Genomic DNA, 22,813 nt, shown 5'->3' with positions numbered 1-22,813 from the left:
GTCCCAGGAAAGCCTTTAGGGCATTGCCGGGGCCCTGCGCAACAGGTTTTCGCGCCGCCGGGGCGGGCGGCGTCCCGCTAGCCCAGCCGCCGCCGGAAGAACCAGGAGGACAGGCCCAGGGTGACCACGGCGATGGGCACCAGGGGCCAGACCACCTCCAGGACCATGCCCAGGGACATGCCCTTGAGCAGCACCCCGCGCACGGCCACCAGGAAATAGCGCAGCGGGTTGGCCTGGGAGATGAGTTGCAGCAGTTCGGGCATGGTCTCGATGGGCGTGGCGAAGCCCGACAGGAGCATGGAGGGAATCATGAAGGTGAAGGTGCCCAGGATGGCCTGCTGCTGCGTCTTGCACAGCGAGGAGATGAACAGCCCCACCCCGACCACGGAGAGCAGGAACAGGAACTGCGCCAGCAACAGCACCGGGAACGCCCCCAGGAAGGGAATACGGAACAGCACGATGGCCGCGGCCACGATGAGCTGGCCCTCGGCCAGGCCCAGGATCATGGCCGGGATGGTCTTGCCCGCCAGGATCTCGCGCGGGGACAGCGGCGTGACCAGGATCTGGTCGAAGGTGCCCATCTCGCGCTCGCGGGCCACGGAAAGCGAGGTCACGATGAGCCCCACCACCATGGTCAGCATGCCGATGAGGTTGGGCACCGTGAACCACAGGTAGTCGAGGTTGGGGTTGAACCACGCGCGCACCATCAGCCGCGCCGGGGGCCCGGCCTCGCCGCGCGCCTGGGCTAGGTCCTGGTTGTAGCCGTCCACGATGGCCTGGACGTAGCCCTGCACGATCTGCGAGGTGTTGGAGCGCCTGCCGTCGAGCAGCAGCTGGGCCGTGGCCGGGCGGAGCGCCGCCACGTCGCGTGAAAAACCCTGGGCCAGCACAAGCACGGCCATGGCCTGCTCGCGCTCCAGCACCGGGGCGACCTGCTGCGCCCCGGCCAGATGGCGCACCCCGCTGAAGTACGGCGCGCCGGAAAAGCGCTGCACCAGCTCCACCGCCGCCGCCCCGCCGTCCTGGTCCAGCACGGCCAATTCCACGGCCTTGACGTCCAGGGTGGCAGCGAAGGCGAAGATGGTCAGCTGCAAAAGCGGCGGCACGATGAGCACGGCGCGGCTCCTGCGGTCGCGCAGCACGGCCAGCAGCTCCTTGAGCACCAGGGCGCGGATGCGGCCAAGCATCAGTCGATCCTCTGGGCCGAGCGCCACAGGGTCAGCCCCAGCAGCACGGCGGCGATGGCCGCCATGCCGCCCATGTTGGGCAGCAGCAGCGGCCAGGCGTCGCCCACCAGGAACAGCGTCTTGAGGCACGACACATAGTAGCGCGCGGCGATGACATGGGACAGAGCGCGCACGGGCCAGGGCATGCCCGCAGGCTCGAACACGTAGCCCGACAGGAAGTAGGCGGGCAGAAACGCCGAGAGGATGGCCACCTGGGCGGCCACGAACTGGCTGCGGGCCACGGTGGAGATGAACAGCCCCAACCCCAGGGCCGAGACCAGGAACACCGCCGAGACCACCGCCAGCGCCCCCAGCGAGCCCCGAAACGGCACGCCGAAGACCACCAGAGTCAGCCCCAGGCAGATGCCCAGGGCGCCCATGCCCAGCAGGAAATACGGCGCCAGCTTGCCCACGAGCATCTCCAGGCGCGTCACCGGGGTGGCCAGCATGGCCTCCATGGTGCCGCGCTCCCATTCGCGGGCCACCACCAGCGCCGTGAGCAGCGCGCCGATGAGGGTCAGGTTGATGGCGATGCCCCCGGGCAGCAGGCTGTTCAGGCTTTGCAGGCCCTGGTTGAACCAGGTGCGCGGGGCCAGGGCCACGGGCGGGGCAAAGGTCGCTCCGGCCTCGCGGGCGCGCTGGGTCGTCCACGTCAGCCAGACGCCCCGGGCGTAGTTCTGCACGAAGCTGGCCGTGTTGGGCTCCGCGCCGTCCACCAGCACCTGGAAGGGCGCCTGGGCGTCGGCCCGGGCCAGGTCGCGGGTGAACGTGCGCGGGATGACCACCACCCCGCGCAGCCCGCCGGTGGTCAGCCGGTCCTGCATCTCGCGCCGGTCGCGCCCCAGCTGGACCACGAAGGACGGCGAGGCCGCGAAGGCCGCGGCCAGGGCGCGCGCCTGGGGCGAGCTGTCCTCGAGCACCACGCCCAGGGGCACCCGCTCGATGTCCAGGTTGGTGGCGAAGCCCGAGAGCAGCGTCAGGAACACGGGCAGCACGAAGCCGATGAGGATGGACGAGGGGTCGCGCACGATCTGCAACCCCTCCTTGCGGGTGATGGCCCATATCCGGCGCAGGGCGGGGCTCACGCGGCCTCCCGCCCGGCCTCGTCGCGCCCGACCAGGGCCACGAAGGCGTCCTCCATGGACGGCTCGGGCAGCTCCGGGCCGCGCACGCCGTCCTTGAGGTCGTCGGGCGAGCCCGAGGCGATGATCCGCCCCCGGTAGACCAGCACGATGCGGTCGCAGTATTCGGCCTCGTCCATGAAATGGGTGGTGACCATCACCGTCACCCCGCGCTCGACCATGCCGTTGATGTGCGTCCAGAACTCGCGGCGGGTGATGGGGTCCACCCCCGAGGTCGGCTCGTCCAGGAACAGCACGGGCGGCTCGTGCATCACCGCGCAGGCCAGGGCCAGGCGCTGCTTGAAGCCCAGGGGCAGTGTGTCGGCGGACGCGCCCAGGTACGGCCCCAGGGCGAAGGTCTCGACCATGCCCTCCACGGCCCGGCGGCGCGCCTCGCGGCCCAGGCCGTAGACCCCGGCGAAGAACTCCAGGTTCTGGCGCACGGACAGCGTGCCGTAGAGGGAAAACTTCTGGGCCATGTAGCCGATGCGCGCCCGGGCCTTGCCGCTGGCCCGCTCCAGGTTCAGGCCGTCCACCAGGGCCTGGCCCGCAGTGGGCCGCAACAGCCCGCACATCATCCTGAAAATGGTGGACTTGCCCGCGCCGTTGGGCCCCAGCAGCCCGAAGACCTCGCCCCGGCGGATGGCGAAGGAAACCTCGCTGGCGGCGGTGAAGTCGCCGAAGCGCTTGGTCAGCTCGCGGGCCTCCACGGCGCTGCCCGGGGCCGGGTCGCGCGGGCGCATGGCCTCGGCCAGGGCCGAGACGCCCCCGGGCCCGCCGCCCAGGGCGTCCACGAAGGCGTCCTCGAAGCGCGGGGCCACGGCGGCCAGGGTCGTCCCGGGCCCGGCGTCCAGGGCCGCCACGTCCGGCAGCGCGGCCCCGGCGGCCAGCACCAGGCGCACGCTGCGGCCCTGGATGACCCCGTCGGCCACCCCGGGCAGCTCCAGGGCCCGGCGCAGCACGGCCCGGCGTGCGCCCCGCACGCCGCGCAGGGCGAAGCAGCGCCCGGCCACGCGCGCGGTCAGCTCGCTGGGCGGGCCAAAGAAGAGCTGGCGGCCCTGGGAGAGCAGCAGCACCCGGTCGCAGCCCTCGGCCTCGTCCAGGTACGAGGTGCTCCAGACCACGCCCATGCCCTGGTCCGCCAGCTCGCGGACCATGCGCCACAGCTCGCGGCGCGAGATGGGGTCCACACCCACGCTGGGCTCGTCGAGCAGGAGCAGCTCGGGGCGGCGGACCATGGCGCAGGCCAGCCCGAGCTTCTGCTTCATGCCGCCCGACAGCCGCCCGGCCAGGCGCGCGGTGAACGGCGCAAGGCCCGTGAAGGCCAGCAGCCGGGCGAACACGGCGGGGCGCTCGGCCCCGGGCAGGCCGCGCACCTCGGCGTACAGCCGCAGATTCTCGGCCACGGTGAGGTCCTCGTAGAGCCCGAACTTCTGGGGCATGTAGCCCAGGTGTGCGTGGATGGCCTCGGCCTCGCGCCCGGGGTCGCGGCCCAGCACGGCCACCTGCCCGCCGCTGCGCCCCAGCAGCCCGGCCAGGATGCGCAGCAGCGTGGTCTTGCCCGCGCCGTCGGGGCCCACCAGCCCGGTGATCATGCCCGGCTCCACCCGGGCGCTCACGCCGTCCAGGGCCAGGGCCGCGCCCGGGCCGAAGGCCTTGGTCAGCCCGGCGACCTCCACCAGCGCGGCGCTCATGGCCGGGCGGCGTCCGGGTCGCGCGGGGTGACGGTGACGGGCATGCCCTGGCGCAGGCCCTGGTCGGCCTCGTCCACGACGATGCGCAGGCGGTAGACCAGGTCCGTACGCAGGGCCTCGGTCTCCACGCTCTTGGGCGTGAACTCGGCCACCGGGGAGATGAAGCCCACCCGGCCCGTGTAGGGCTGGTCCGGGCGGCTGTCGGTGGTCACGTTCATGGCCATGCCGGGCTGGATGAGCCCCAGTTGCGGCTCGGGCACATAGGCCCGCACCCAGACGGGGCGGTCCAGGGAGAGCACCAGCACCACGGCCCCGGCCCCGACCATGGCCCCGGGCTCGCGCACCCGCGAAAGCACCGTGCCCCGGGCCGGGGCCACCAGCGCCGTGTCGGCCAGGTCGGTCCGCGCGGCGGCCACGGCGGCCTCGGCGGCGCGCAGGGTGGCCTCGGCGGCCTGCACGTCCTCGGTGCGGAAGCCCGCCACCTGGAGGCGCAGGGCCTTGCGCGCCGCGTCCAGCTCGGCGGCCAGGGCGTCGCGCGCGGCCAGGGCGTCCTCGCGGTCCTGGGCGGAAATGACCCCGCCCTGGAACAGCTCCTGGCGGCGGCGGGCCACGCGCTCGGCGTTGTCGGCCTGGGCCTGCACCTGGGCCACCCGGGCCCGGGCCTGGGCCACCTCCTCGCTGCGGTATCCGGCGTGCAGCTTGTCCAGGGCCGCCCGGGCGGCGTCGCGCTCGGCCTCGGCCCGGGCCAGGGCGTTGCGGTAGGGCTCGGCGTCCAGCACGGCCAGCACGGCCCCGGCGTCCACGGCGTCGCCCTCCTCCACGCGGACCTCGGCCAGCAGCCCCGGCACGCGCGGGGCGAGCTGCACCTCGCGGATGTCCACGTTGCCATACAGACGCAGGCCTGCGCCCGGGCCCGCACCGCGCCCGGCCAGGAACCACCACAGGCTCGCGCTGGCCGCCAGCACCAGCAGCGCCACAACAACCCGCTTTTTCATGACTTGTCCTCCGTGCAGACAGGGGCACAGGTGTCGGCCAGGGCTTCCACCTGGTCGCAGACGATGCGCGCGATGCACTCCAGGTGCCCGGCGCCGAGCTTGTCGCAGTCCAGGCGGCGCAGGGCCGAGGCCATGGCCATGCGGAAGATAACCAGCTGGCCCATGGTGGCAAAGGCGCGCAGGGCCAGCTCCGTGGAATCCGGCGCGAGCCCGGTGAGCCGGGCCAGCAGCACGCACCACACGGAGTGGACGCGCATCAGGAAGCCTTCGTAGAAGATGGGAAAGGCCGAGGTGGGCGCAATCTGCTCCTGGAGCACGATCTGGCTGAAGCAGCGCGCCTCGCTGGTGCCCAGCATGACGCGCGCCATGTCGCGGACCATGGCCCGCAGGGCCGCCAGCACCACCTCGCGCCCGGCGCCGGGGTCGTGACACACGGCCAGCACCCGGGCCGCGCCCGGGCCGACCTGCCCGAGCATCACGTCCACAATGTGCCGGGCCACGGCGTGGTACAGGCCTTCCTTGCCGCCGAAATGGTAGGGGATGGCCCCCAGATTGACCCCGGCCTCGGCAGCCAGGGCCCGGGTGCTGGTGGCCTCGAAGCCGTGCAGGCCGAACAGCCGCACCCCGGCCTCGATGAGCCGCTGGCGCGTGCCTGCCTCGGGGGCGGCCTGGGCGGCGGCCTTCGGGGAAGCCTTGGGCGCAGCCTGGGAGGCAGCCCTTCGAGGGGCCTGGACGGCGGCCCCGGGGCTGGCCGGGACGGTGGTTTCGGGCTTTGTCATTTTCTTGTCCATATTCTTATGATCCATGCAGGAGCCTTGCCAGCCGGAATCCCAGGGCCGCCCGGGAGGGCACAAGCCACGAAACCCGGCCCACCGCCCGGGCGCCGGGCCCGAGGGACCGGAAGCCGGGGCGCCGCTACGTCCGCTGGCGCCGCAGCGCCATGCGCCACATCCACCACCCCACCCGAGCGTCACGACAGCACACCCGCCGCGCCCGCCAGAGGCGCATTCCGCTCCGGGGCCGGGGACCGGGGACCGGGGACCGGGGGCCTGGACTCGGTCGGGCCACGGTCTCGGCATGTCTTATATTCATACGAATGAATGAATCCTGGCAGGATGTCAAGCCCGCCCTCCCCCGGCTCACGATCCGGCGAGGTGGGCTGCGCAACAACCTGGAATTGCGGGACTTGCGCCCGGAGCCTGCCTCTGCTACCCCCCGCACACCAGCCGCGTCCGTCCCGGGCGGGGCGCAAAGCCGCAGGAGGAACCCATGGACGACATCCTCGCCTGGGCCGAGGCCGACCAGGCCCAGGCCCGCGCGGTGCTGCACAAGACAGGCGTGGTCGCCGCCTGGGAGGGCGTGGGCGCCACGGTGAACCTGGTGGGCTCGCTGCGCACCGGGCTGCTGCTGGGCCACCTGGACATCGACCTGCACATCTACTCCCACCCGCTGCGCATCGGGGACAGCTTCGCGGCCATGGCGCGCATCGCCGCCGCGCCCGGGGTGCTGCGCATGCAGTTCGCCAACCTGCTGCACGCCGAGGACCACTGCCTGGAATGGCACGCCTGGGTCCGCGACGAGGCAGGCCGCGAGTGGCAGCTCGACATGATCCACATGGCCAAGGGCTCGCCGTGGGACGGGTATTTCGAGCGCGTGGCCGAGCGCATCGCCGCGCTGCTGACCCCCGAAACGCGCCGGGCGATCCTGGACATCAAGGCCGCCGTGCCCCCGGGCGAAAAGGTCATGGGCATCGAGATCTACCAGGCCGTGCTGCGCGACGGGGTGCGCGGGTGGGCGCATTTCGCGCGCTGGCGCGAGGCCAACCCGGCCCGGGGCATCGTGGACTGGATGCCCTGAGCACCCGCGCGAGGCCCCAGCCGCGCACTCCGGGGCCCGCACCCGTCGCGCAGGCGGCGGCACCCTCCGGGAAGCCGGGGTCGATTACCCGCACGGACGGCGGCAGCACAGGCAAGAGGAGCGCCTCTGAAGGAAGCCGCCCCGGCGCCGGGGCCCGCGCACACGGAAAAGGGGCCCGGCGCGAGGCCGGGCCCCCAGGGCGGCGGTGGACAGGAGCTGCGGCACGGCCGCAAGCCTGGAAAAGAGCCGGTACAGCGGCCACCGTGGAGGTCGGACGGTGGCGCTGCGGGTGGCTCCCGCCCCTGCCCCGCGCATCGGGCGGGCCAGCGGCGCGTCCGTCGCCGCAGACGCGCCAGGCCCGTGCCCCGGCGGTTCTGGCGGAGCGTGGTCGCCCCGGCCAGGACCGCCTGCTGGAATGCGGGCCGACCCATGCGGTCGGCCAGTGTTCCCGGCCCCGGGCGGCGGGCAAGCCCGGCGGAACCCGCCCGGGGCCGGGTCGCCGCCCCCCGTGGGGGAGGGGCGGCGCCTGGGGCGCGCGGGCCGCATTGCACGGCCCGTGCGCCGACCGGTGCGCCTGCCGCCGCGCGGCTCCCGGGGGAGGGACCTGCGGCGGCCCGGCCCGCCCACCCCCCGGGCACGGCGGGAGGTCCGAACGGGTGGGCGGGGCCGGAGCGGCGGACCGGAACAGTTGGCGGCTAGACCTGCCCGGCGACCCGCTCGGCCCAGGCCGTGATGTCGTCGCGGTCGGGGTCGCCGTCGATCTTCAGGGAATCCACCACGACCTTGGCGCCCATGGCCCGCAGCTTCTCCTCGATGGCGTCCACGGCGCCGCAGAAATGGGTGTAGGACGAATCGCCGCATCCGAAGACGGCGGTCTTTTTCCCGCCCAGACCGGATTTCTCCAGGGCATCATAGAGCGGGATGAAATCGTCCTGAAGCTCGATATCGTCGTCGCCCCAGGTGGACGAGCCCAGCAGGACGATATCGTAGGCGCCGCCCAGAGCCTCGGCGCTGGTGTTGGCGGCGTTGACCACTTCGGCGTCGAAGCCCTTGGCGGCCAGGGTTTTGGCGATATACTCCGCCGTGATCTCGGTGTTTCCGGTGGTGGACCCATAGACAACAAGCGCGCTTGGCATGATGACTTTCCTCGTGTTTCCGGTTGCGGGCGCCGCTGGTGCCCCCGTGCGTCATGTGCTGGCAATCTTGATATTGAATTTCATTTTCAAATGCAAGCCCTCTTTTTCATTTCCGCCACCCCCGCCCCCGGAAAGCCCCGCAGGCCCCGGCGAACATGCCCAGTTTGCGCGGGTTCCGGCCGCACCCGGCGCCCCCTCCCCGGGTCCCCGGCGGACACCCCGGCGGCAGGGGCGACGCATGCTCCACCCTGATTCGGCCTCTACAGCGTGCGATGCCGCCCCAAAGCGACCGGCCAGGCCTGCGTGAAGGCGCCGCGCCCGATCCGCAGGGCGTGAGGCCCCGCCCCGCCACGGGGCCCCGCGCGTCGCCTCGGATCCGGCCCGGGTCAAACAGGGCACCCGAATTTTCCGCTTGCCTAAAACCCCACGCCGGGGCCGCCCCGGGGACCCTCTCTTCCGCCATAAAAACCTTGATGCATCTTTGAGTTTCCTTTCATTCCTTATTAGAATCGTCTAGACGGGCGGCACGGGACACAGTATACGGGCCCCAGCCTCGTCGCGGCCCGCAATCGTGCTGCCTGGGCGGCCAGCCCGGCGGAACGGTACGGGCGTGGCGTGGCGCAGCACCGCGCGCGCCGCAACAATCTCCCGGCCAAACCGGCAGCGGCCCCTTTTCCCGGACACGGCAGCGCAACGCAGCCGCATGACGGCATACGGACCAGGACATCACCCGGTCGGAAGACCGGGCGCCAATACGCGCAACGGCAGGAGTCAGTGCATGGAAGTCGTCATCTGGTGCGGCGGGCTGGGCACCCGTCTGCGCGAGGAAACGGAATTCAGGCCCAAGCCCATGGTCTGCATCGGCGACCGGCCCATCCTGTGGCACATCATGAAGACCTACGCCGCCCACGGGCATACGGACTTCGTGCTGGCCCTGGGCTACAAGGGCGAGTTCATCAAGGACTATTTCCTCAACTACGAGGTCATGAGCTGCGACGTGACCCTGAGCCTGGGCGCCAGGGACAAGCTGTGCCTGCACAACGCCCACAACGAGGCCGGCTGGCGGATCACCCTGGCGGACACGGGGCTGCAAAGCCTCAAGGGCAGCCGCCTCAAGCGCCTGGAGCGCTACATCTCCGGGGACACCTTCATGGCCACCTACGGCGACGGCCTGGCGAACGTGGACATCGACGCCCTGCTCAAGTTCCACCACAGCCACGGCAAGATCGCCACCCTCACCGGGGTCAACCCGGCGGCCCGCTTCGGGGAGCTCAAGCTCGAAGGCAACGAGGTCCGCTCCTTCACCGAAAAGCCGCTCAAAAGCACCGTGGGGCTCATCAACGGCGGCTACTTCGTCTTCAACCGCAAGATCTTCGACTACCTGAGCGAGGACGAGTCCTGCGACTTCGAGTACGGCCCGCTGGAAGACATCGCCCGGGCCGGAGAGCTCATGGTCTACAAGCATCCGGGCTTCTGGGCCTGCATGGACACCATCCGCGACGTGGAATACCTGAACCGCCTGTGGGCCGAGGACAACGCGCTGTGGAAGATCTGGGACGACACCCCGGTCAAGAAAACCTGCCCCAAGGGCTGACGCGGCCATGACCCTGGACACGACCTACGCCGGGCGCCGGGTGCTGGTGACCGGACACACGGGATTCAAGGGCTCGTGGCTGTGCCTGTGGCTCGCGCGCATGGGCGCGCAGGTCACCGGCTATTCCCTGGAGCCGCCCACCGAGCCCAGCCATTTCGCCCTGGTCCGGCCCGAGATGCGCAGCGTCATCGCCGACGTGCGCGACCGCGAGCGCCTGGCCGCCGTCGTGGTCGAGGCCCGGCCCGAGATCGCCTTCCACCTGGCGGCCCAGCCCCTGGTCCGGCGCTCCTACCGCGAGGCGGTGCAGACCCTGGAGACCAACGTCCTGGGCACGGCCAACTTCCTGGACGCCTGCCGCGCCGCCGAAGGCGTGCGGGCCGCCGTGGTCGTCACCAGCGACAAGTGCTACGAGAACCGCGAGTGGGTCCACGGCTACCGCGAGACCGACCGCCTGGGCGGCTTCGACCCCTACAGCTGCTCCAAGGCCTGCGCCGAGCTGGTCACCGCCAGCTTCCGCAACTCCTTTTTCGCCGACGGGAGCACCCTGGTGGCCAGCGTGCGCGCGGGCAACGTGCTGGGCGGGGGCGACTGGTCCGAAGACCGGCTGGTGCCCGACATGATGCGCGCGGCGGCTGCGGGCGGCACGACCCTCATCCGCAACCCGGGCGCGGTGCGCCCCTGGCAGCATGTGCTCGACGTGCTGGCGGGCTATCTGCTGCTGGGCCGCCGCCTGCTGGAGGGCCAGCGCGACTTCGCCGGGCCCTGGAACTTCGGCCCCGGGCCGGAAAGCTTCCTCACCGCCGGGGAGGTGGCCCGGGCCGTGGCCGCGCGCTGGGGCGCCGTGTCTGTCGATCTGGCCGCGGCCCCGACCGCCGGGCCCCACGAGGCCGGGCTGCTGGCCCTGGACTCGGGCAAGGCCAGGCGCGTCCTGGGCTGGCGCCCCCTGCTGGGCATCGAACAGGCCCTGGACCTCACCGTGCAGTGGTACCGCGAGCACCACGAGCTGGGCCATATCGCCACCCTTGAACAGCTCGACGACTACGCGCGCCGCGCGCAGGCCGGGGCATGAGGCAGCTGCCCACGCCCCTGCCCGGGGTCTTCCTGCTTGCGCCCGAGCCCCGCGAGGACAGCCGGGGCCTGTTCGCCCGGGTCTTCTGCACGGGCGAGCTGGCCGGGCTGCTGGCCGGGCGCCATGTGGTGCAGATCAACCACTCGCGCACCCGCCTGCGCGGCGCCCTGCGCGGGATGCACTTCCAGCACCCGCCCGCCGCCGAGATGAAATTCGTGCGCTGTGTGCGCGGGGCGGCCTACGATGTGGTGGTGGACCTGCGCGCCGGGTCGCCCACCTTCCTGGGCTGGTTCGGCGCGACCCTGAGCCCCGAAACCATGCAGACCATGGTGGTGCCCGAGGGCTGCGCCCACGGCTTCCAGACCCTGGAGCCCGACACCGAGCTGGTCTACCTGCACACCGCGCCCTACACCCCGGCCCTTGACGGCGGCGTGCGCCATGACGACCCCCGCCTGGGCATCGCCTGGCCGCTGCCGGTGGCCGAGACCTCGCCGCGCGACGCGGCCTTCCCCCTGCTCGACGCGAACTACCCCGGAATCACGCCATGAAGTGCAGACACTGCAACACGCCCCTCGAACACGTCTTCGTGGACCTGGGCACCGCGCCGCCGTCCAACGCGTTCCTGACCGCAGAGCAGCTCGGCGACCCCGAGGTGTACTACCCGCTCAAGCTCCTGGCCTGCCACCAGTGCCACCTGGTGCAGGTGGACGAGCACGCCAGCTGCAAGGACATCTTCTGCGCGGACTACGTCTACTTCTCGTCCTTCTCCAGCACCTGGCTGGACCATGCCCGGCGCTATGTGGACATGGCCCAGGCCCGCTTCGGGCTGAACGCGCGCTCCCTGGTGGTGGAGATCGCCTCCAACGACGGCTACCTGCTGCAATATGTGCAGGCCAAGGGCATCCCCTGCCTGGGGGTGGAGCCCACGCTGCGCACCGCCGAGGCCGCCCGGGCCAAGGGCATCGAGGTGGAGACGGAGTTCTTCGGGCGCGACTACGCCTGCGGCCTGGTCCGCCGCCGGGGGCGCGCCGCGCTGGTGGTGGGCAATAACGTCCTGGCCCATGTGCCCGATCTCAACGACTTCGTGGCCGGGCTGGCCGAGCTGGCCGCCCCGGGGGGCACTGTGACCATGGAGTTCCCCCACCTACTGCGCCTGGTGGAGGGCAACCAGTTCGACACTATCTACCACGAGCATTTCTCCTATTTCTCCCTGCACACCGTGCGCCGGGTGTTCGCCGCCCAGGGCCTGGAGATCTACGACGTGCAGGATCTGCCCACCCACGGCGGGTCGCTGCGCATCTTCGCCGGGCACGCGGCGAGCCTGCCAGAACCCGTGGGCCCGGCGGTCGGCGCGCTGCTGGCGCGCGAACAGGCGGCGGGGATGCTGGAGATGGCCTTCTACCAGGGCTTCCAGGCCAAGGCCGAGCGGGTCAAGAACGAGCTCTTGGAATTCCTGCTGGACGCCCGGCGCCGGGGCAGGCAGGTCGCGGCATACGGCGCGGCAGCCAAGGGCAACACCCTGCTCAACTACTGCGGCGTGCGGCCCGACCTGGTCCGCTTCGTGGTGGATCGCTCGCCCCACAAGCAGGGCCGCTTCCTGCCCGGCAGCCGCATCCCCGTGGTCCATCCCGACGAAATCGCCCGGGCCAGGCCGGACTACGTGCTGATCCTGCCCTGGAACATCCGCGAGGAGATCATGGCCGACCTGCACTGCATCAAGGAATGGGGCGGCGCGTTCGTCTGCGCCATACCCGGGATCACTGTTTTGGAGTAGACAGAGCACGCCGCCCCGGAGAGAGAAAAGGCGACCAGGCGGTGGACAGACCCGGATGGACGGCAGCGCAACCGGGCCGGAGCATAACGACAAAAACGGCACCAGCGGCTCTTCCTGCTGTGCCGGCAAGCATCATACACATCGCTTCCCCGAAACACACGCGGGCGAAGTGCAAACTTCAATGGGAAGTACTGCGATGGACACCATTCCGGTCTACAAACCGCTTATCGACCAAAACGCCTTCCAGGCCGCGCACGACGCCTTGGGGAAAGTACTTGAGAAACCAGGGCGATAAACCTCACCAAACAACATAAAACGCAAGACTATCGACCCCACTGCGATCATAAAGGCAGCCAACAATCAACGGATATAACCTGCAAGATCAACCACATGAAAGTGCTTGTAACCGGTGCAACAGGGTTTTTAGGCAAACATGTTGTTGCGACGCTTGTCCAGCAGGGCATATCAACTGTTGCTACCGGACGTGATGCAAAGAAACTGCTCGCCTCTTCATGGTCCAGCAAAGTGGAGTGCATTCCCATGGACTTGGCGACACCGCCTGGAAATCTTTTTGAAGCACTCGGCAGCCCTACGCACTGCATCCATCTTGCATGGCCGGGCCTGCCCAACTATAAATCGGACTGCCATTTGCTGGAAGGCCTACCCCAAAGCCGAAAAGTCCTTTCAAAACTAATTGACGGCGGCCTGGAGCATCTCCTAGTAACCGGTACATGCTTGGAATATGGCATGCAGGAAGGAGAACTGTCAGAAGAGACAAATCCAGAGCCAAGTACACCATACGCCGTGGCGAAGGACAGGCTGCGGTATATATTGGAACAAAGCACACTCAATACAAATGTCCATATGCAATGGGCAAGACTTTTCTATATGTACGGCCCCGGGCAGCCTTCTCACTCACTTTTTGCCCAACTACAGCAGGCGATTGCCACTAGGCAGAAAGAATTTCCCATGTCCGGTGGAGAACAAATTCGCGACTACCTTCCTGTAAAGACAGTGGCGGAAATCCTGGTAGCTCTGGCGCACCACCCATCATTTACAGGCATCATCAACGTTTGCTCCGGGAAAAGCATCCGCTTGCGAGATTTGGTTCAAGGATACGTGGACAAAACACACGCTTCTATCAAACTGAAACTTGGTGTATATCCCTATCCCGAATGGGAACCCTTCCGCTTCTGGGGCAGCACAGCCAAACTCGCCCAGCTTGGAGTAACCCGGTGACCATATGCCCTCTTTGCACACACCGGTCTGCGGTCCTTATCTACAGAAACAAAAATGTTCCTGCATTCCAAAATAAAACATTTCAAAATATCATTGAAGCGAAGTCAACCCCCTGCTATCCAGTTGAACTAGTCCAGTGCCGCCAATGCGGCTTTGTCTGGAACCACCTCTTTCATTCAGAAGCAATGGGGTATGACGACACATATCAAAACGAACAAGGGCATTCTCCTGTATTTCAACACCATCTTGAAGAGGCTTTAGATATCATTCGATCCATTGCGGACCCTGGCGGGAGAATCGTGGAAATCGGGTGCGGCAAAGGGGTCTTTCTTTCCATGCTCAGAGCGGCAGGATTCGACGTGACGGGGTACGATCCCGCCCATGAAGCAGGCGATCCCGATGTGATCAAAGAATATTTCGACGACAACTTGGCCGTTGTCCCCGGAGATATAATCGTACTAAGACATACCTTGGAACACGTTCCCAACCCACTGTCATTTCTAAATTTAATAAAAAAAGCCAACGCTGGGCAGGGAAAGATCCTTATTGAGGTCCCGGGGCTGGAATGGATCGTGGATAAAAAGGCATTCTGGGACATTTTCCATGAACATTGCAACTACTTCAGCGCGCAGACACTGAAGGCTATTTTCTCCAGAGCAACGGTCCATCGGTGTTTTGGCGGCCAGTATATCTGGCTAGTGGCTGAGCTAGCCGATCTGCAAGACATAGCTCGCCCGTCAACGGAGCCAGTTGACATGATCGATGAAACTCTTTTCCAAAAAGAAATCGACCGCCTCAGAGAACTTGTCACCTGCCGCCCTGATTGTCTCATTTGGGGCGCTGGGGCCAAAGGTGTGGCCTTTGCAAACTTAGTGGATCCGGACGCACGAATCATTCGCGGGATAATTGACATAAACCCCAAGAAGCAATGGAGATATATCGCTAAGAGTGGTCATTCCATTTATCCGCCAAATGAGCTACACAACCTTGGCGCAGGCGATATTATCGTCATGAACGAAAACTACCGAGACGAGATCGCCACACTCTGCGAGGGATACCCCAACACCATACTAACCATAGGAAAAATATGAGCAACCCCGTAGTTGACTTTAGAAATGCCCGTAAAGATCGCATCCATGCACAGGGGAATAACAGCGATTTAAAGCGATCTGCGGATGCCTTCATGCACCAGTCGATCCTAGCTGGCTATTCCTACAATTTCGAATGGCTCGGTCGCCCCATAATTCAGTACCCGCAGGATATTCTGGCCATGCAGGAACTCATATGGACCGTTCAGCCAGACATTATCATCGAAACCGGTATCGCGCATGGCGGCACAGTACTTTTCCACGCTTCCATGTTGCAACTCTTAGGCGGTGACAGGGAAACCGTAAGCATCGATATCGACATCCGCAAGCACAACCGAAAGGAGATCGAGGCTCATCCAGCCTTCAAAAACGTGACCCTCTTAGAAGGCTCTTCCGTATCCCAGGAGATCGCAGATACGGTTTTTTCAATCGCCAAAGGGCGTAACAACCCGATGGTCATTTTAGATTCGAATCACACCCATGACCATGTATTACAGGAAATGACACTATATGCACCACTAGTAAAAAAAGGCTCATATCTGGTAGTTTTCGACACAATCATTGAACGCCTTCCCAAAGAAGCCTCAGCGGATAGGCCTTGGGGGCCGGGCAACAGCCCCATGACCGCTGTTGATGCGTTCCTCGGAATCAACAATCGATTCGTTCCGGATGTGGATATCGACAACAAGCTACTGTTCTCAGTCGCCCCACGAGGTTACCTGAAGTGCGTTAGGGATGCATAAAGCACACAACGTAAGCAGCATTATTTTTAAAGAACTAGACATTCTTCAGTTCTGAGAGGGGCAGCGGGCCAAACAGAGCAACAAACCATTCACCAAGCGACCCAACACACTTTAATCATGCTTAGCATGGCATACAATATTCACCCTGCTACCAGGGTGCAAGAGGTGGTGCTTAAAAAACCTTCGTAATCCACAAAAAAGCAGCGGCGCCACGTATGCATTGCATGATAGGAACGGGATGATGGCACCATTTCCGCGAATTAGAAAATTAAAGACTCTTTTTCAGAAACAGTTTTTGATACCCCAAGCGCAAATCCTATCAGCCACACCGCGCTGGTAGCATATCCAGCTTCCTGCTCGAGGAACAAAAATCGCGAGGTTTTCATGAGCGCCATACGAATTGTCAAGGACAATCTAAAAAGGATCCCTGGGCTGCTGCATGTATACAAAAGGATACAGAAGCTGCAGCATTGCAAGGTACTGTGCCAGCCATTCACCTATACGCACAACGGCCTGTACACTGTACATAATTCCAGTTTTATGGATGACCATACTTTTCAGCAGGCGTTCAGGGAAGCCAAAGCCGCTACTAACTGGTCGCATCCCGCGCCCTGGCGCTGCTATGTAAATGTATGGGCGGCGACCCACTCAAAAAATTTGAAAGGCGACCTTGTGGAATGCGGTGTTTACAAGGGCTTCACTTCTCACCTGCTATGCCGCATGCTTGACATCGACAACACAGACAAGCAGTTTCACCTGGTGGACTCCTATGAAGGCCTGGATTACGACAACCTGACGGATTCCGAGCGGCAAAGCGGCTTGAACACCAAGAACGTGAACTACCACGACCTCCTGCCGGGCGTGCAGAAGGCCTTCGCAAAATTCAAGCAGGCCAGGGTCGTCAAGGGCTACGTGCCGCAGATTCTGCCCGAGGTGAAGGCCGAAACCGTGTCCTATCTGCACATCGACATGAACTACATGCACCCCGAGATCGCCGCCGCCGAATACTTCTGGGAGCGGATGGTCCCGGGTGCGGTGATGGTCCTGGACGACTACGGCTTCCGCAAGCACATTGAGCAAAAGCTGGCGTTCGACGAATTCGCCACGCGCCGCGACACGCTGGTGCTCCCCCTGCCTACCGGCCAAGGGCTCATCTTCAAGTACTAGGCGTCCGGCAGCCCGTCACGACCACGGAGGCACCATGCACGCAGGCCAGGACACACCGCTCGTGAGCGTCGGTATGCCCGTCTACAACGGGGGCCAGCAGTTTGTCCGGGCCCTGGACGCCGTCCTGGCCCAGACCTGGACCAACCTGGAGATACTCATCTCGGACAACGCCTCCACCGACGACACGGAAGCCGTCTGCCGGGCTTACGCAGCCAGGGACCCGCGCATCGTCTACACCAGGAACGCAACCGACCAGGGCGCCCTGGAAAACTTCCGCAAGGTCTGCCTGACTTCCCGGGGCCGGTACTTCTTCTGGGCGGCTCACGACGACTGGTGGGACCCGCGTTTCGTGAAACGAATGGTGGCGGCCTTCAGCGCCGAGCCAGAGGGGGGCGTGGCCCTTTCCGCCGTCCGCAGACAGTACGAGGACGGGGAACACCGCGATATCCTGCGTTTTGCCGACGCCCCGGGCATCCGCTCCCGGGCGTGGCGCATCCTGCTGCTGATGTTTCCCGCAAAGCGCGTCCGCGACCGCAAGTACAACGTCTACATGTGCGGCCTGTTCCTGGGCGAGCCCATCCGCCGCGTGATGCGCGAGTACTCCTTCATCCCCGGCGAGCGCCCGGTGGTGGCCGCCGTAGTGGCCGACCGCAGGTTTCTCTACGTCGATGACGTCCTGATGGCCAAGACCGTACATCGCAAAACCTTTTCCTTGCGCTACACCAGCGACAACTACCGCAAGGACAAGAGGGCGCTGGGGCGCTGGGGGTATGCCTGGGCCAGCTTCCGGTTCCTTTTCGCCACCTCCGCCGTCTCCGGGCGGGCCAAGCTCACGGCCCTGCCCCTGGCCGCCGGGGCGGTGCTGGCCTACCTGTGCTGCTTCCAGGCCAAGGAATGGGCCCGGCGGTGCATCCCCGAAGCCCTGTGGGCCCGGCTGCGCGGGCTCAAGCAGCGCCTGCTGGGCTGAGGCGGCCCGCCCCGCCGCGCAAGAACCCGGGCACCCCAGGCCCTGCGGAGCACGCGCAGGCGTCAGCGCCTGCGGCGACCGCCGCAGGCGTGCCCCCCCCCGCCCCCTTGGAGCACGCCCCACCATGAAAAAGCGGCCAGGCTTTCGAGCCTGACCGCTTGGTCTTGCGTGGTGGAGCTGGACAGAATTGAACTGACGGCCTCTTGAATGCCATTCAAGCGCTCTCCCAACTGAGCTACAGCCCCACGCTTTGGGAACGACAAACTGCCCCGGGCGCGGCGAAATGTCAACGGAAAAATCCGGGAGCGAAGAAATCCGCGCGGGCGGGATCGCGGCGGCGCGGCCCTGGCGGACGGGCGTGCGGGAAATTCCGCGCGGGCGGCGGGCACCGCGCGCGGGCACAGGCGCGTACTGCCAACCGTTCCACCGGGCGCCAGCCCCTCGGAAATCCGCTCGGGCGGCGGGCACGGGTGGCGGCGGGACCACCAGGCCGCCCTGCTCCCGGAAAATCCGTGCGCGCGGATCAAGTTTTCCGGGGAATCGGCCGATAGGAAGCCGGGAGGATCACGGCCATGAGCACGGGAATCGCGGGCATCTTCGCCGGGAGGGCCCAGGGCTTCGGGCTGGGCATCACGCAGGTGGAAACGGCCCCGGAAACCGCCACCCAGGCCGAGGGCCAGGACCAGGGCGGCTCCGGGGGCACGGCGGATTTCATCTTGGAATTGTCCGAAACGGCCAAGCGCCTGAGCCGCCAGGAGAACCCCTTCGCCAGGGCCCTGGGCGCGGTGTCCGGCGCCGGGGCCGCCGCATCCGGCGAGGACGAGGACGACGCCTCCGGCCTCACCCGCCAGAGCCGCGAGGTCAAGAAGCGCATCGAGGCCCTGCGCAAGGAGATCGAGGAAATCCGCCAGGGCGAGGGCAGCGAGGAGGAAAAGCGCTCCAAGGCCGCCGCCAAGGAGGCCGAGCTCGCCGCCTTGCAGGCCCAGCTCATGGAACTCATGAAGCAGCAGGGCGGGCAGACCATGTCCGGAGCCTCCGGCGGCGCGGCCTTCTACAACACCGGCTCCCTGACCTGAGGGCCCGCTCCGGCGGCCCGAAAGCAACGGCCCCGGACCACGCGCGTGGTCCGGGGCCGTCGCTTTCCGAAGGGCAGGCGCAAGGGTCGAAGCCCTGGGCCCCGCCAGCCCCGGCGCCGCCCGGAACCGCGCGCCCGGCCCAGCCCGCCGCCCGGGGCGGCCTGGAGGCCCGGGTGGCCGCCCGCTACTCGTAGCGCGCCAGGAAGCGGAACTCCGCCAGGGGCCGCTGGCGCACCGTGAATTCGCCGCTCAGGTCGCAGGCGTAGTCCAGGCGCTCCAGGGCCAGGGCGCCGGTGCCCTTCCAGGGGTCGAAGGCCGCCGCCAGGGCCCCGCGCGCCACGATCGGCCCGTCCTCGAAGGTGAATTCCAGGCCCGGGTGCTCGGGGTCCAGGGCCGCCTGGGCCACCGGCTTGCCGAACACGCGCACCGCCACGTCCAGGCGCGGCCCGTCGCCGGGCGCCGCCCAGTCCACCACCACGCACTGCACCAGGCTCTGCCCGGCCTGGGGCTCGGGCTGCCCGGGCACGGGCTGCGCCGCGCGCACCGCCCCGGCCCACAGGGCCGCCAGCAGCCCCACGCACCACAGCGCCATCCAGCCCCGCCGCCTCATGCGCGCACCCTCCTGCCCCCGTCGCGCGGGGCCGGGTCAGATCGTGTCGTACACGCGGGCCAGGATCTCGCGCCCGCCCTCGTCCAGCACGTCATCGGCCAGGGCCAGCCCCAGCTCGAAGGCGTCCTCGGCGTCACCCTCCGCCTCGCGGCGGATGGCCCCCGAGCCGTCCACATCGGCCAGAAATCCGTGCAGGCGCACGCGCTCGCCGTCCTCGTACAGCTCGGCCCAGGCCGCAATGGGCACCTGGCAGCCGCCGTCCAGCCCGGTGAGGAACCCGCGCTCGGCGCTGACGGTGATGGCCGACTCCTCGTGGTCCAAAAACTCCAGGAACTCGCCCATGGGCCCGTCCTCGTGGAACTCGATGCCCAGGGCGCCCTGGGCCACGGCGGGCAGGAACAGCGGCGGGGCCAGGGCCGCCATTTCCGGCGCGGCCAGCCCCAGGCGCCGCAGCCCGGCGGTGGCCATGACGATGGCGTCGAACTGGCCCTCTTCCAGCTTGCGCAGCCGGGTGTCCACGTTGCCGCGCAGGTCGCGGATCTCCAGGTCGGGCCGCAGGGCGCGCAGCTGCGCGGCGCGGCGCAGGCTGCTGGTGCCGACCACGGCGCCCCGGGGCAGGGCGTCCAGCCCGCCGAAGCGCATGGACAGCAAGGTGTCCGTATTGTCCTCGCGCTCGGGGATCACGCCGATGACCAGCCCCTGGGGCAGCTCCACGGGCACGTCCTTCATGCTGTGCACGGCCAGGTCGGCCCGGCCGTCCAGCAGGGCCTCCTCGATCTCCTTGACGAAGAGCCCCTTGCCGCCGACCTTGGCCAGGGGCACGTCCAGGATCTTGTCACCCGTGGTCTTGATCTGCAACAGCTCGACCACGGTGCCCGGATGGTGGGCCTCGATGCGGTCCTTGATGTGGTTCGCCTGCCACAGGGCGAGCTTGCTGCCCCGGGTGGCGATGGTTACCTTGTGCATCCGGTCCTTGTCCTTGGGAAAGTGATGAACGCGGCCCCGCCGGGGGGCAGGGCCGCGACGAAAAACCGCCCTAGTGGCAGGTGGAGCAGTTGCCGCCCGAGCAGCCCGAGCAGCCGCCGCCCGAGGCCGGGGCCGAGGCCTGGCCCAGGCCCGCGCCGCCGGCGGACTTGTGGCGGCAGCAGGACATGAGCCGCCCCGTGCGGTCCGAACCGCAGGCCGGGCACTTCACGACCTCGTCGGTCCCGAAGACCAGCTCCTCGAACTCCTTGCCGCACTTGTCGCACCTGTATTCGTAGATCGGCATTGCGCCCTCCGCGTGATCAGTCGCCTTCGAGGTAGGGGGTCAGCTCCATGACCGCCTCGAAGAGATAGTAGTCCACCAGCCTGCACAGCATGTGCCCCGCCGCGATCTGCACTTCCTGCACCAGCGGGGTGTGGCGGCCGGGAACCATGAGCAGATGGTCGCAGTACGGGGCCATTTCGCCCCCGCCCTGCCCGGTCATGCCCACCGTGACCACGCCCTTCTCGCGCGCGGCGCGCAGGGCGCGCACGAGGTTGGCGCTGTTGCCCGAGGTGGAGATGGCGCACAGCACGTCGCCGCGCGCCCCCAGGGCCAGGACCTGCTTCTCGAACACCTGCTCGAAGCCGTAGTCGTTGCCGATTGCAGTAAGTATGGACGTGTCCGTGGTCAAGGCCACGGCGGGCAGGGGGGGCCGCTCCAAAAGGAAGCGGTTGACGAACTCCGCCGCCAGGTGCTGGGCGTCCGCCGCCGAGCCGCCGTTGCCCGCGAACAGCAGCTTGCCGCCGCGCGCCAGGCACACGGCCATGACCCGGGCCACCTCCACGACCTTGTCCACCTCGTCGCGGAAAAATCTCTCGCGCAGCTCGCACCCGGCGGCGGAGTGCTCCAGCACGATCCTGCGGGTCTCTTCGGACATGGCGATCCTCCCTGGTTCCTGGGCCTGCGCCCTTGCGGGCGGGCCTTATGAGCTACCGCAAAACCCCGGCGAGCACAACCGCGCCCCGGGGCCCTGCGGGCCCGGCTCCGCCCGGCGTCCGCCTGCGTCCGCCCGGGGGCCGGTTTCGCAAACTGAAAAAAATGTGCTTCACAATTTTGTAAGTCGAAAACCCGCGCCACTTCTGGACCGGAATTCCAAAAACAGGACCCATCCGTTCCGAAAAGCCGCACAGGGCCCGTGTTTTGGCATTTTTGTCCACGCTTGAATCTTCCTATTTGCATGGACTTCATGTATCTGAATCCATCGTCAGTTGTGAACCCGTTTTCCACGAGAGGAGGATCTTCATGCGTAAAGCGCTGTTCCTGGCCCTGGCCTCTGTTTTCCTGATGTCCTCGGTGGCCCTGGCCGCCCAGACCATCAAGATCGGCTTCAACCTGGAGCTGACCGGTGACATCCCCAAGGTCGGCGAGTCGTCCAAGCGCGCCGCCGAAATGCTCAAGGAGGACATCAACTCCGCGGGCGGCCTGGAAGTCGGCGGCCAGAAGTACATGCTCGAGTTCGTCTACGAGGACAACGAGTCCAAGGCCGACTCCGCCGTCAACGTGGCCCTGAAGCTCATCGAACGCGACCAGGTCATGGCCATCATCGGCCCCAACTCGTCCAAGCAGGCCGTGCCCGCCGGCGGCACCTGCGACGACAACCAGACCCCGATGATCTCCCCCTGGTCCACCAACCCCGACGCCACCCTGGACCGTCCCTGGGTCTTCCGCGCCGCGTTCCTGGACCCCTTCCAGGGCCCCGTGGCCGTTGACTTCGCCACCAAGACCTTCAGCGCCAAGACCGCTGCGGTGCTCTTCGACATCTCCAACGACTACTCCAAGGGCCTGGCCGAGATCTTCAAGATGGACTTCGAGAAGAAGCACGGCGCCGGCACGGTACTGGCTTTCGAGTCCCACGGCACCAAGGACCAGGACTTCTCCGCCCAGCTGACCAAGATCATCGCCGCCAAGCCCGACTTCATCTTCCTGCCCGACAACTACAACCAGGTGGCCCTGATCCTCAAGCAGGCTCACGACCTGGGCTGGACCGGCCCCGTCATGGGCGCCGACGCCTGGGGCTCCGCCGAGCTGATGACCCTGTGCGGCGACGACTGCAAGGGCCAGTACTTCTCGACCCACTACGCCGCCGCTGGCGCCACCGGCGCCACCAAGGTCTTCATCGACCGCTACGCCGCCAAGTACGGCGAGACTCCGGACGACGTGGCCGCCCTGACCTGGGACGCCACCAACATCATGCTTGAGGCCGTGAAGAACGCTGGCTCCGTGAATTCCGACATCCGCAAGCAGCGCGCCGCCATCCGCGAAGCGCTGGCCGCCATCCCCTCCTTCGAGGGCATCACCGGCTCCATGAAGTTCGACGAGCAGGGCGACCCCATCAAGTGCGCCGTGGTCGTCAAGATCAACGACGCGGGCGAGTTCGTGTTCACCGAGCAGGTCTGCCCGTAGGCACAGCCTGACGCAAAGGACGCAACG

At 67.1% G+C, this 22,813-nt stretch carries 23 protein-coding genes and 1 tRNA gene; 13 read left to right on the top strand and 11 right to left on the bottom strand.

Features of this window, described 5'->3' with window-relative positions:
* Window positions 1–77: 77 nt before the first annotated feature.
* From G495_RS0110950 to G495_RS18720, 5 genes are read right to left on the bottom strand one after another with little or no spacing between them, the layout of a single operon-like run.
* Entirely contained in the window at window positions 78–1,187 is a 1,110-nt protein-coding gene (locus G495_RS0110950) for an ABC transporter permease (protein WP_028587846.1), read from the bottom strand.
* Entirely contained in the window at window positions 1,187–2,311 is a 1,125-nt protein-coding gene (locus tag G495_RS0110945; protein WP_028587845.1) for an ABC transporter permease, read from the bottom strand. The genes G495_RS0110950 and G495_RS0110945 overlap by 1 nt, the downstream gene beginning before the upstream one ends.
* Entirely contained in the window at window positions 2,308–4,041 is a 1,734-nt protein-coding gene (locus G495_RS0110940) for an ATP-binding cassette domain-containing protein (protein WP_028587844.1), read from the bottom strand. The genes G495_RS0110945 and G495_RS0110940 overlap by 4 nt, the downstream gene beginning before the upstream one ends.
* Window positions 4,038–5,036 (bottom strand): secretion protein HlyD, encoded by a 999-nt coding sequence (hlyD, locus tag G495_RS0110935; protein WP_028587843.1) that lies wholly within the window; start codon window positions 5,034–5,036, stop codon window positions 4,038–4,040. The genes G495_RS0110940 and hlyD overlap by 4 nt, the downstream gene beginning before the upstream one ends.
* A complete protein-coding gene (locus G495_RS18720) occupies window positions 5,033–5,815 on the bottom strand; it encodes a CerR family C-terminal domain-containing protein (protein WP_169734379.1) in 783 nt (260 codons plus the stop codon). Before G495_RS18720 ends, hlyD begins: the two co-directional genes overlap by 4 nt.
* Window positions 5,816–6,305: 490 nt before the next feature.
* Here G495_RS18720 and G495_RS0110925 point away from each other — a divergent pair, with 490 nt between their 5' ends.
* Window positions 6,306–6,893 carry a hypothetical protein gene (locus tag G495_RS0110925; RefSeq protein ID WP_028587842.1) on the top strand — a complete coding sequence of 196 codons (588 nt, stop codon included), beginning with the start codon at window positions 6,306–6,308 and terminating at the stop codon, window positions 6,891–6,893.
* Between the two features lie 695 nt (window positions 6,894–7,588).
* Here the strand turns inward: G495_RS0110925 and G495_RS0110920 are convergent.
* Entirely contained in the window at window positions 7,589–8,029 is a 441-nt protein-coding gene (locus G495_RS0110920; protein ID WP_028587841.1) for a flavodoxin, read from the bottom strand.
* 778 nt (window positions 8,030–8,807) lie between these two features.
* On the opposite strand from G495_RS0110920, the gene rfbF reads away from it, so the two are divergent.
* From rfbF to G495_RS20420, 10 genes are all read left to right on the top strand, one after another.
* A complete protein-coding gene (rfbF, locus tag G495_RS0110915; RefSeq protein ID WP_028587840.1) occupies window positions 8,808–9,623 on the top strand; it encodes a glucose-1-phosphate cytidylyltransferase in 816 nt (271 codons plus the stop codon).
* A gap of 7 nt (window positions 9,624–9,630) precedes the next feature.
* Window positions 9,631–10,692 (top strand): CDP-glucose 4,6-dehydratase, encoded by a 1,062-nt coding sequence (gene rfbG, locus G495_RS0110910; protein WP_028587839.1) that lies wholly within the window; start codon window positions 9,631–9,633, stop codon window positions 10,690–10,692.
* Window positions 10,689–11,240 (top strand): dTDP-4-dehydrorhamnose 3,5-epimerase family protein, encoded by a 552-nt coding sequence (locus tag G495_RS0110905; RefSeq protein WP_028587838.1) that lies wholly within the window; start codon window positions 10,689–10,691, stop codon window positions 11,238–11,240. Before rfbG ends, G495_RS0110905 begins: the two co-directional genes overlap by 4 nt.
* Window positions 11,237–12,466, top strand: a complete 1,230-nt coding sequence (locus tag G495_RS0110900; RefSeq protein WP_028587837.1) for a class I SAM-dependent methyltransferase — start codon at window positions 11,237–11,239, stop codon at window positions 12,464–12,466. Before G495_RS0110905 ends, G495_RS0110900 begins: the two co-directional genes overlap by 4 nt.
* A gap of 55 nt (window positions 12,467–12,521) precedes the next feature.
* Entirely contained in the window at window positions 12,522–12,761 is a 240-nt protein-coding gene (locus tag G495_RS21765) for a hypothetical protein (protein WP_156939680.1), read from the top strand.
* A 95-nt stretch (window positions 12,762–12,856) separates the two neighbouring features.
* Window positions 12,857–13,705, top strand: a complete 849-nt coding sequence (locus G495_RS21135; RefSeq protein WP_084458149.1) for an NAD-dependent epimerase/dehydratase family protein — start codon at window positions 12,857–12,859, stop codon at window positions 13,703–13,705.
* 185 nt (window positions 13,706–13,890) lie between these two features.
* Window positions 13,891–14,796 (top strand): class I SAM-dependent methyltransferase, encoded by a 906-nt coding sequence (locus G495_RS21130; RefSeq protein WP_169734378.1) that lies wholly within the window; start codon window positions 13,891–13,893, stop codon window positions 14,794–14,796.
* Window positions 14,793–15,536 carry a cephalosporin hydroxylase family protein gene (locus G495_RS21125; protein WP_084458145.1) on the top strand — a complete coding sequence of 248 codons (744 nt, stop codon included), beginning with the start codon at window positions 14,793–14,795 and terminating at the stop codon, window positions 15,534–15,536. The genes G495_RS21130 and G495_RS21125 overlap by 4 nt, the downstream gene beginning before the upstream one ends.
* 384 nt (window positions 15,537–15,920) lie before the next feature.
* On the top strand, window positions 15,921–16,703 hold the full coding sequence (locus G495_RS22035) for a TylF/MycF/NovP-related O-methyltransferase (protein WP_084458143.1): 783 nt from the start codon (window positions 15,921–15,923) through the stop codon (window positions 16,701–16,703).
* Between the two features lie 61 nt (window positions 16,704–16,764).
* On the top strand, window positions 16,765–17,670 hold the full coding sequence (locus tag G495_RS20420) for a glycosyltransferase family 2 protein (protein ID WP_169734376.1): 906 nt from the start codon (window positions 16,765–16,767) through the stop codon (window positions 17,668–17,670).
* A gap of 169 nt (window positions 17,671–17,839) precedes the next feature.
* Here the strand turns inward: G495_RS20420 and G495_RS0110885 are convergent.
* A tRNA-Ala gene (locus G495_RS0110885) sits at window positions 17,840–17,915 on the bottom strand.
* Between the two features lie 327 nt (window positions 17,916–18,242).
* Here G495_RS0110885 and G495_RS0110880 point away from each other — a divergent pair.
* Complete coding sequence (locus tag G495_RS0110880) at window positions 18,243–18,746, top strand: hypothetical protein (protein ID WP_028587835.1); 504 nt, start codon at window positions 18,243–18,245, stop codon at window positions 18,744–18,746.
* A gap of 184 nt (window positions 18,747–18,930) precedes the next feature.
* Here G495_RS0110880 and G495_RS0110875 read toward each other — a convergent pair whose 3' ends face one another.
* From G495_RS0110875 to G495_RS0110860, 4 genes are all read right to left on the bottom strand, one after another.
* Window positions 18,931–19,356 (bottom strand): hypothetical protein, encoded by a 426-nt coding sequence (locus tag G495_RS0110875; protein ID WP_028587834.1) that lies wholly within the window; start codon window positions 19,354–19,356, stop codon window positions 18,931–18,933.
* A 36-nt stretch (window positions 19,357–19,392) separates the two neighbouring features.
* Window positions 19,393–20,322, bottom strand: coding sequence for a hydroxymethylbilane synthase (gene hemC / locus G495_RS0110870; RefSeq protein ID WP_028587833.1), 930 nt, complete (start codon window positions 20,320–20,322; stop codon window positions 19,393–19,395).
* Window positions 20,323–20,392: 70 nt separating this feature from the next.
* Window positions 20,393–20,626, bottom strand: a complete 234-nt coding sequence (locus G495_RS0110865) for an FmdB family zinc ribbon protein (protein WP_028587832.1) — start codon at window positions 20,624–20,626, stop codon at window positions 20,393–20,395.
* Between the two features lie 16 nt (window positions 20,627–20,642).
* Window positions 20,643–21,260 (bottom strand): D-sedoheptulose 7-phosphate isomerase, encoded by a 618-nt coding sequence (locus G495_RS0110860; protein WP_028587831.1) that lies wholly within the window; start codon window positions 21,258–21,260, stop codon window positions 20,643–20,645.
* 365 nt (window positions 21,261–21,625) lie between these two features.
* Here G495_RS0110860 and G495_RS0110855 point away from each other — a divergent pair, with 365 nt between their 5' ends.
* Entirely contained in the window at window positions 21,626–22,786 is a 1,161-nt protein-coding gene (locus tag G495_RS0110855; protein WP_028587830.1) for an ABC transporter substrate-binding protein, read from the top strand.
* Window positions 22,787–22,813: the final 27 nt, after the last annotated feature.

Origin of the sequence: Desulfocurvus vexinensis DSM 17965 (assembly GCF_000519125.1) — a bacterium.
Taxonomy (GTDB): Bacteria; Desulfobacterota; Desulfovibrionia; order Desulfovibrionales; family Desulfovibrionaceae; genus Desulfocurvus; species Desulfocurvus vexinensis.
This window is presented reverse-complemented; position numbering and strand designations above follow the sequence as displayed.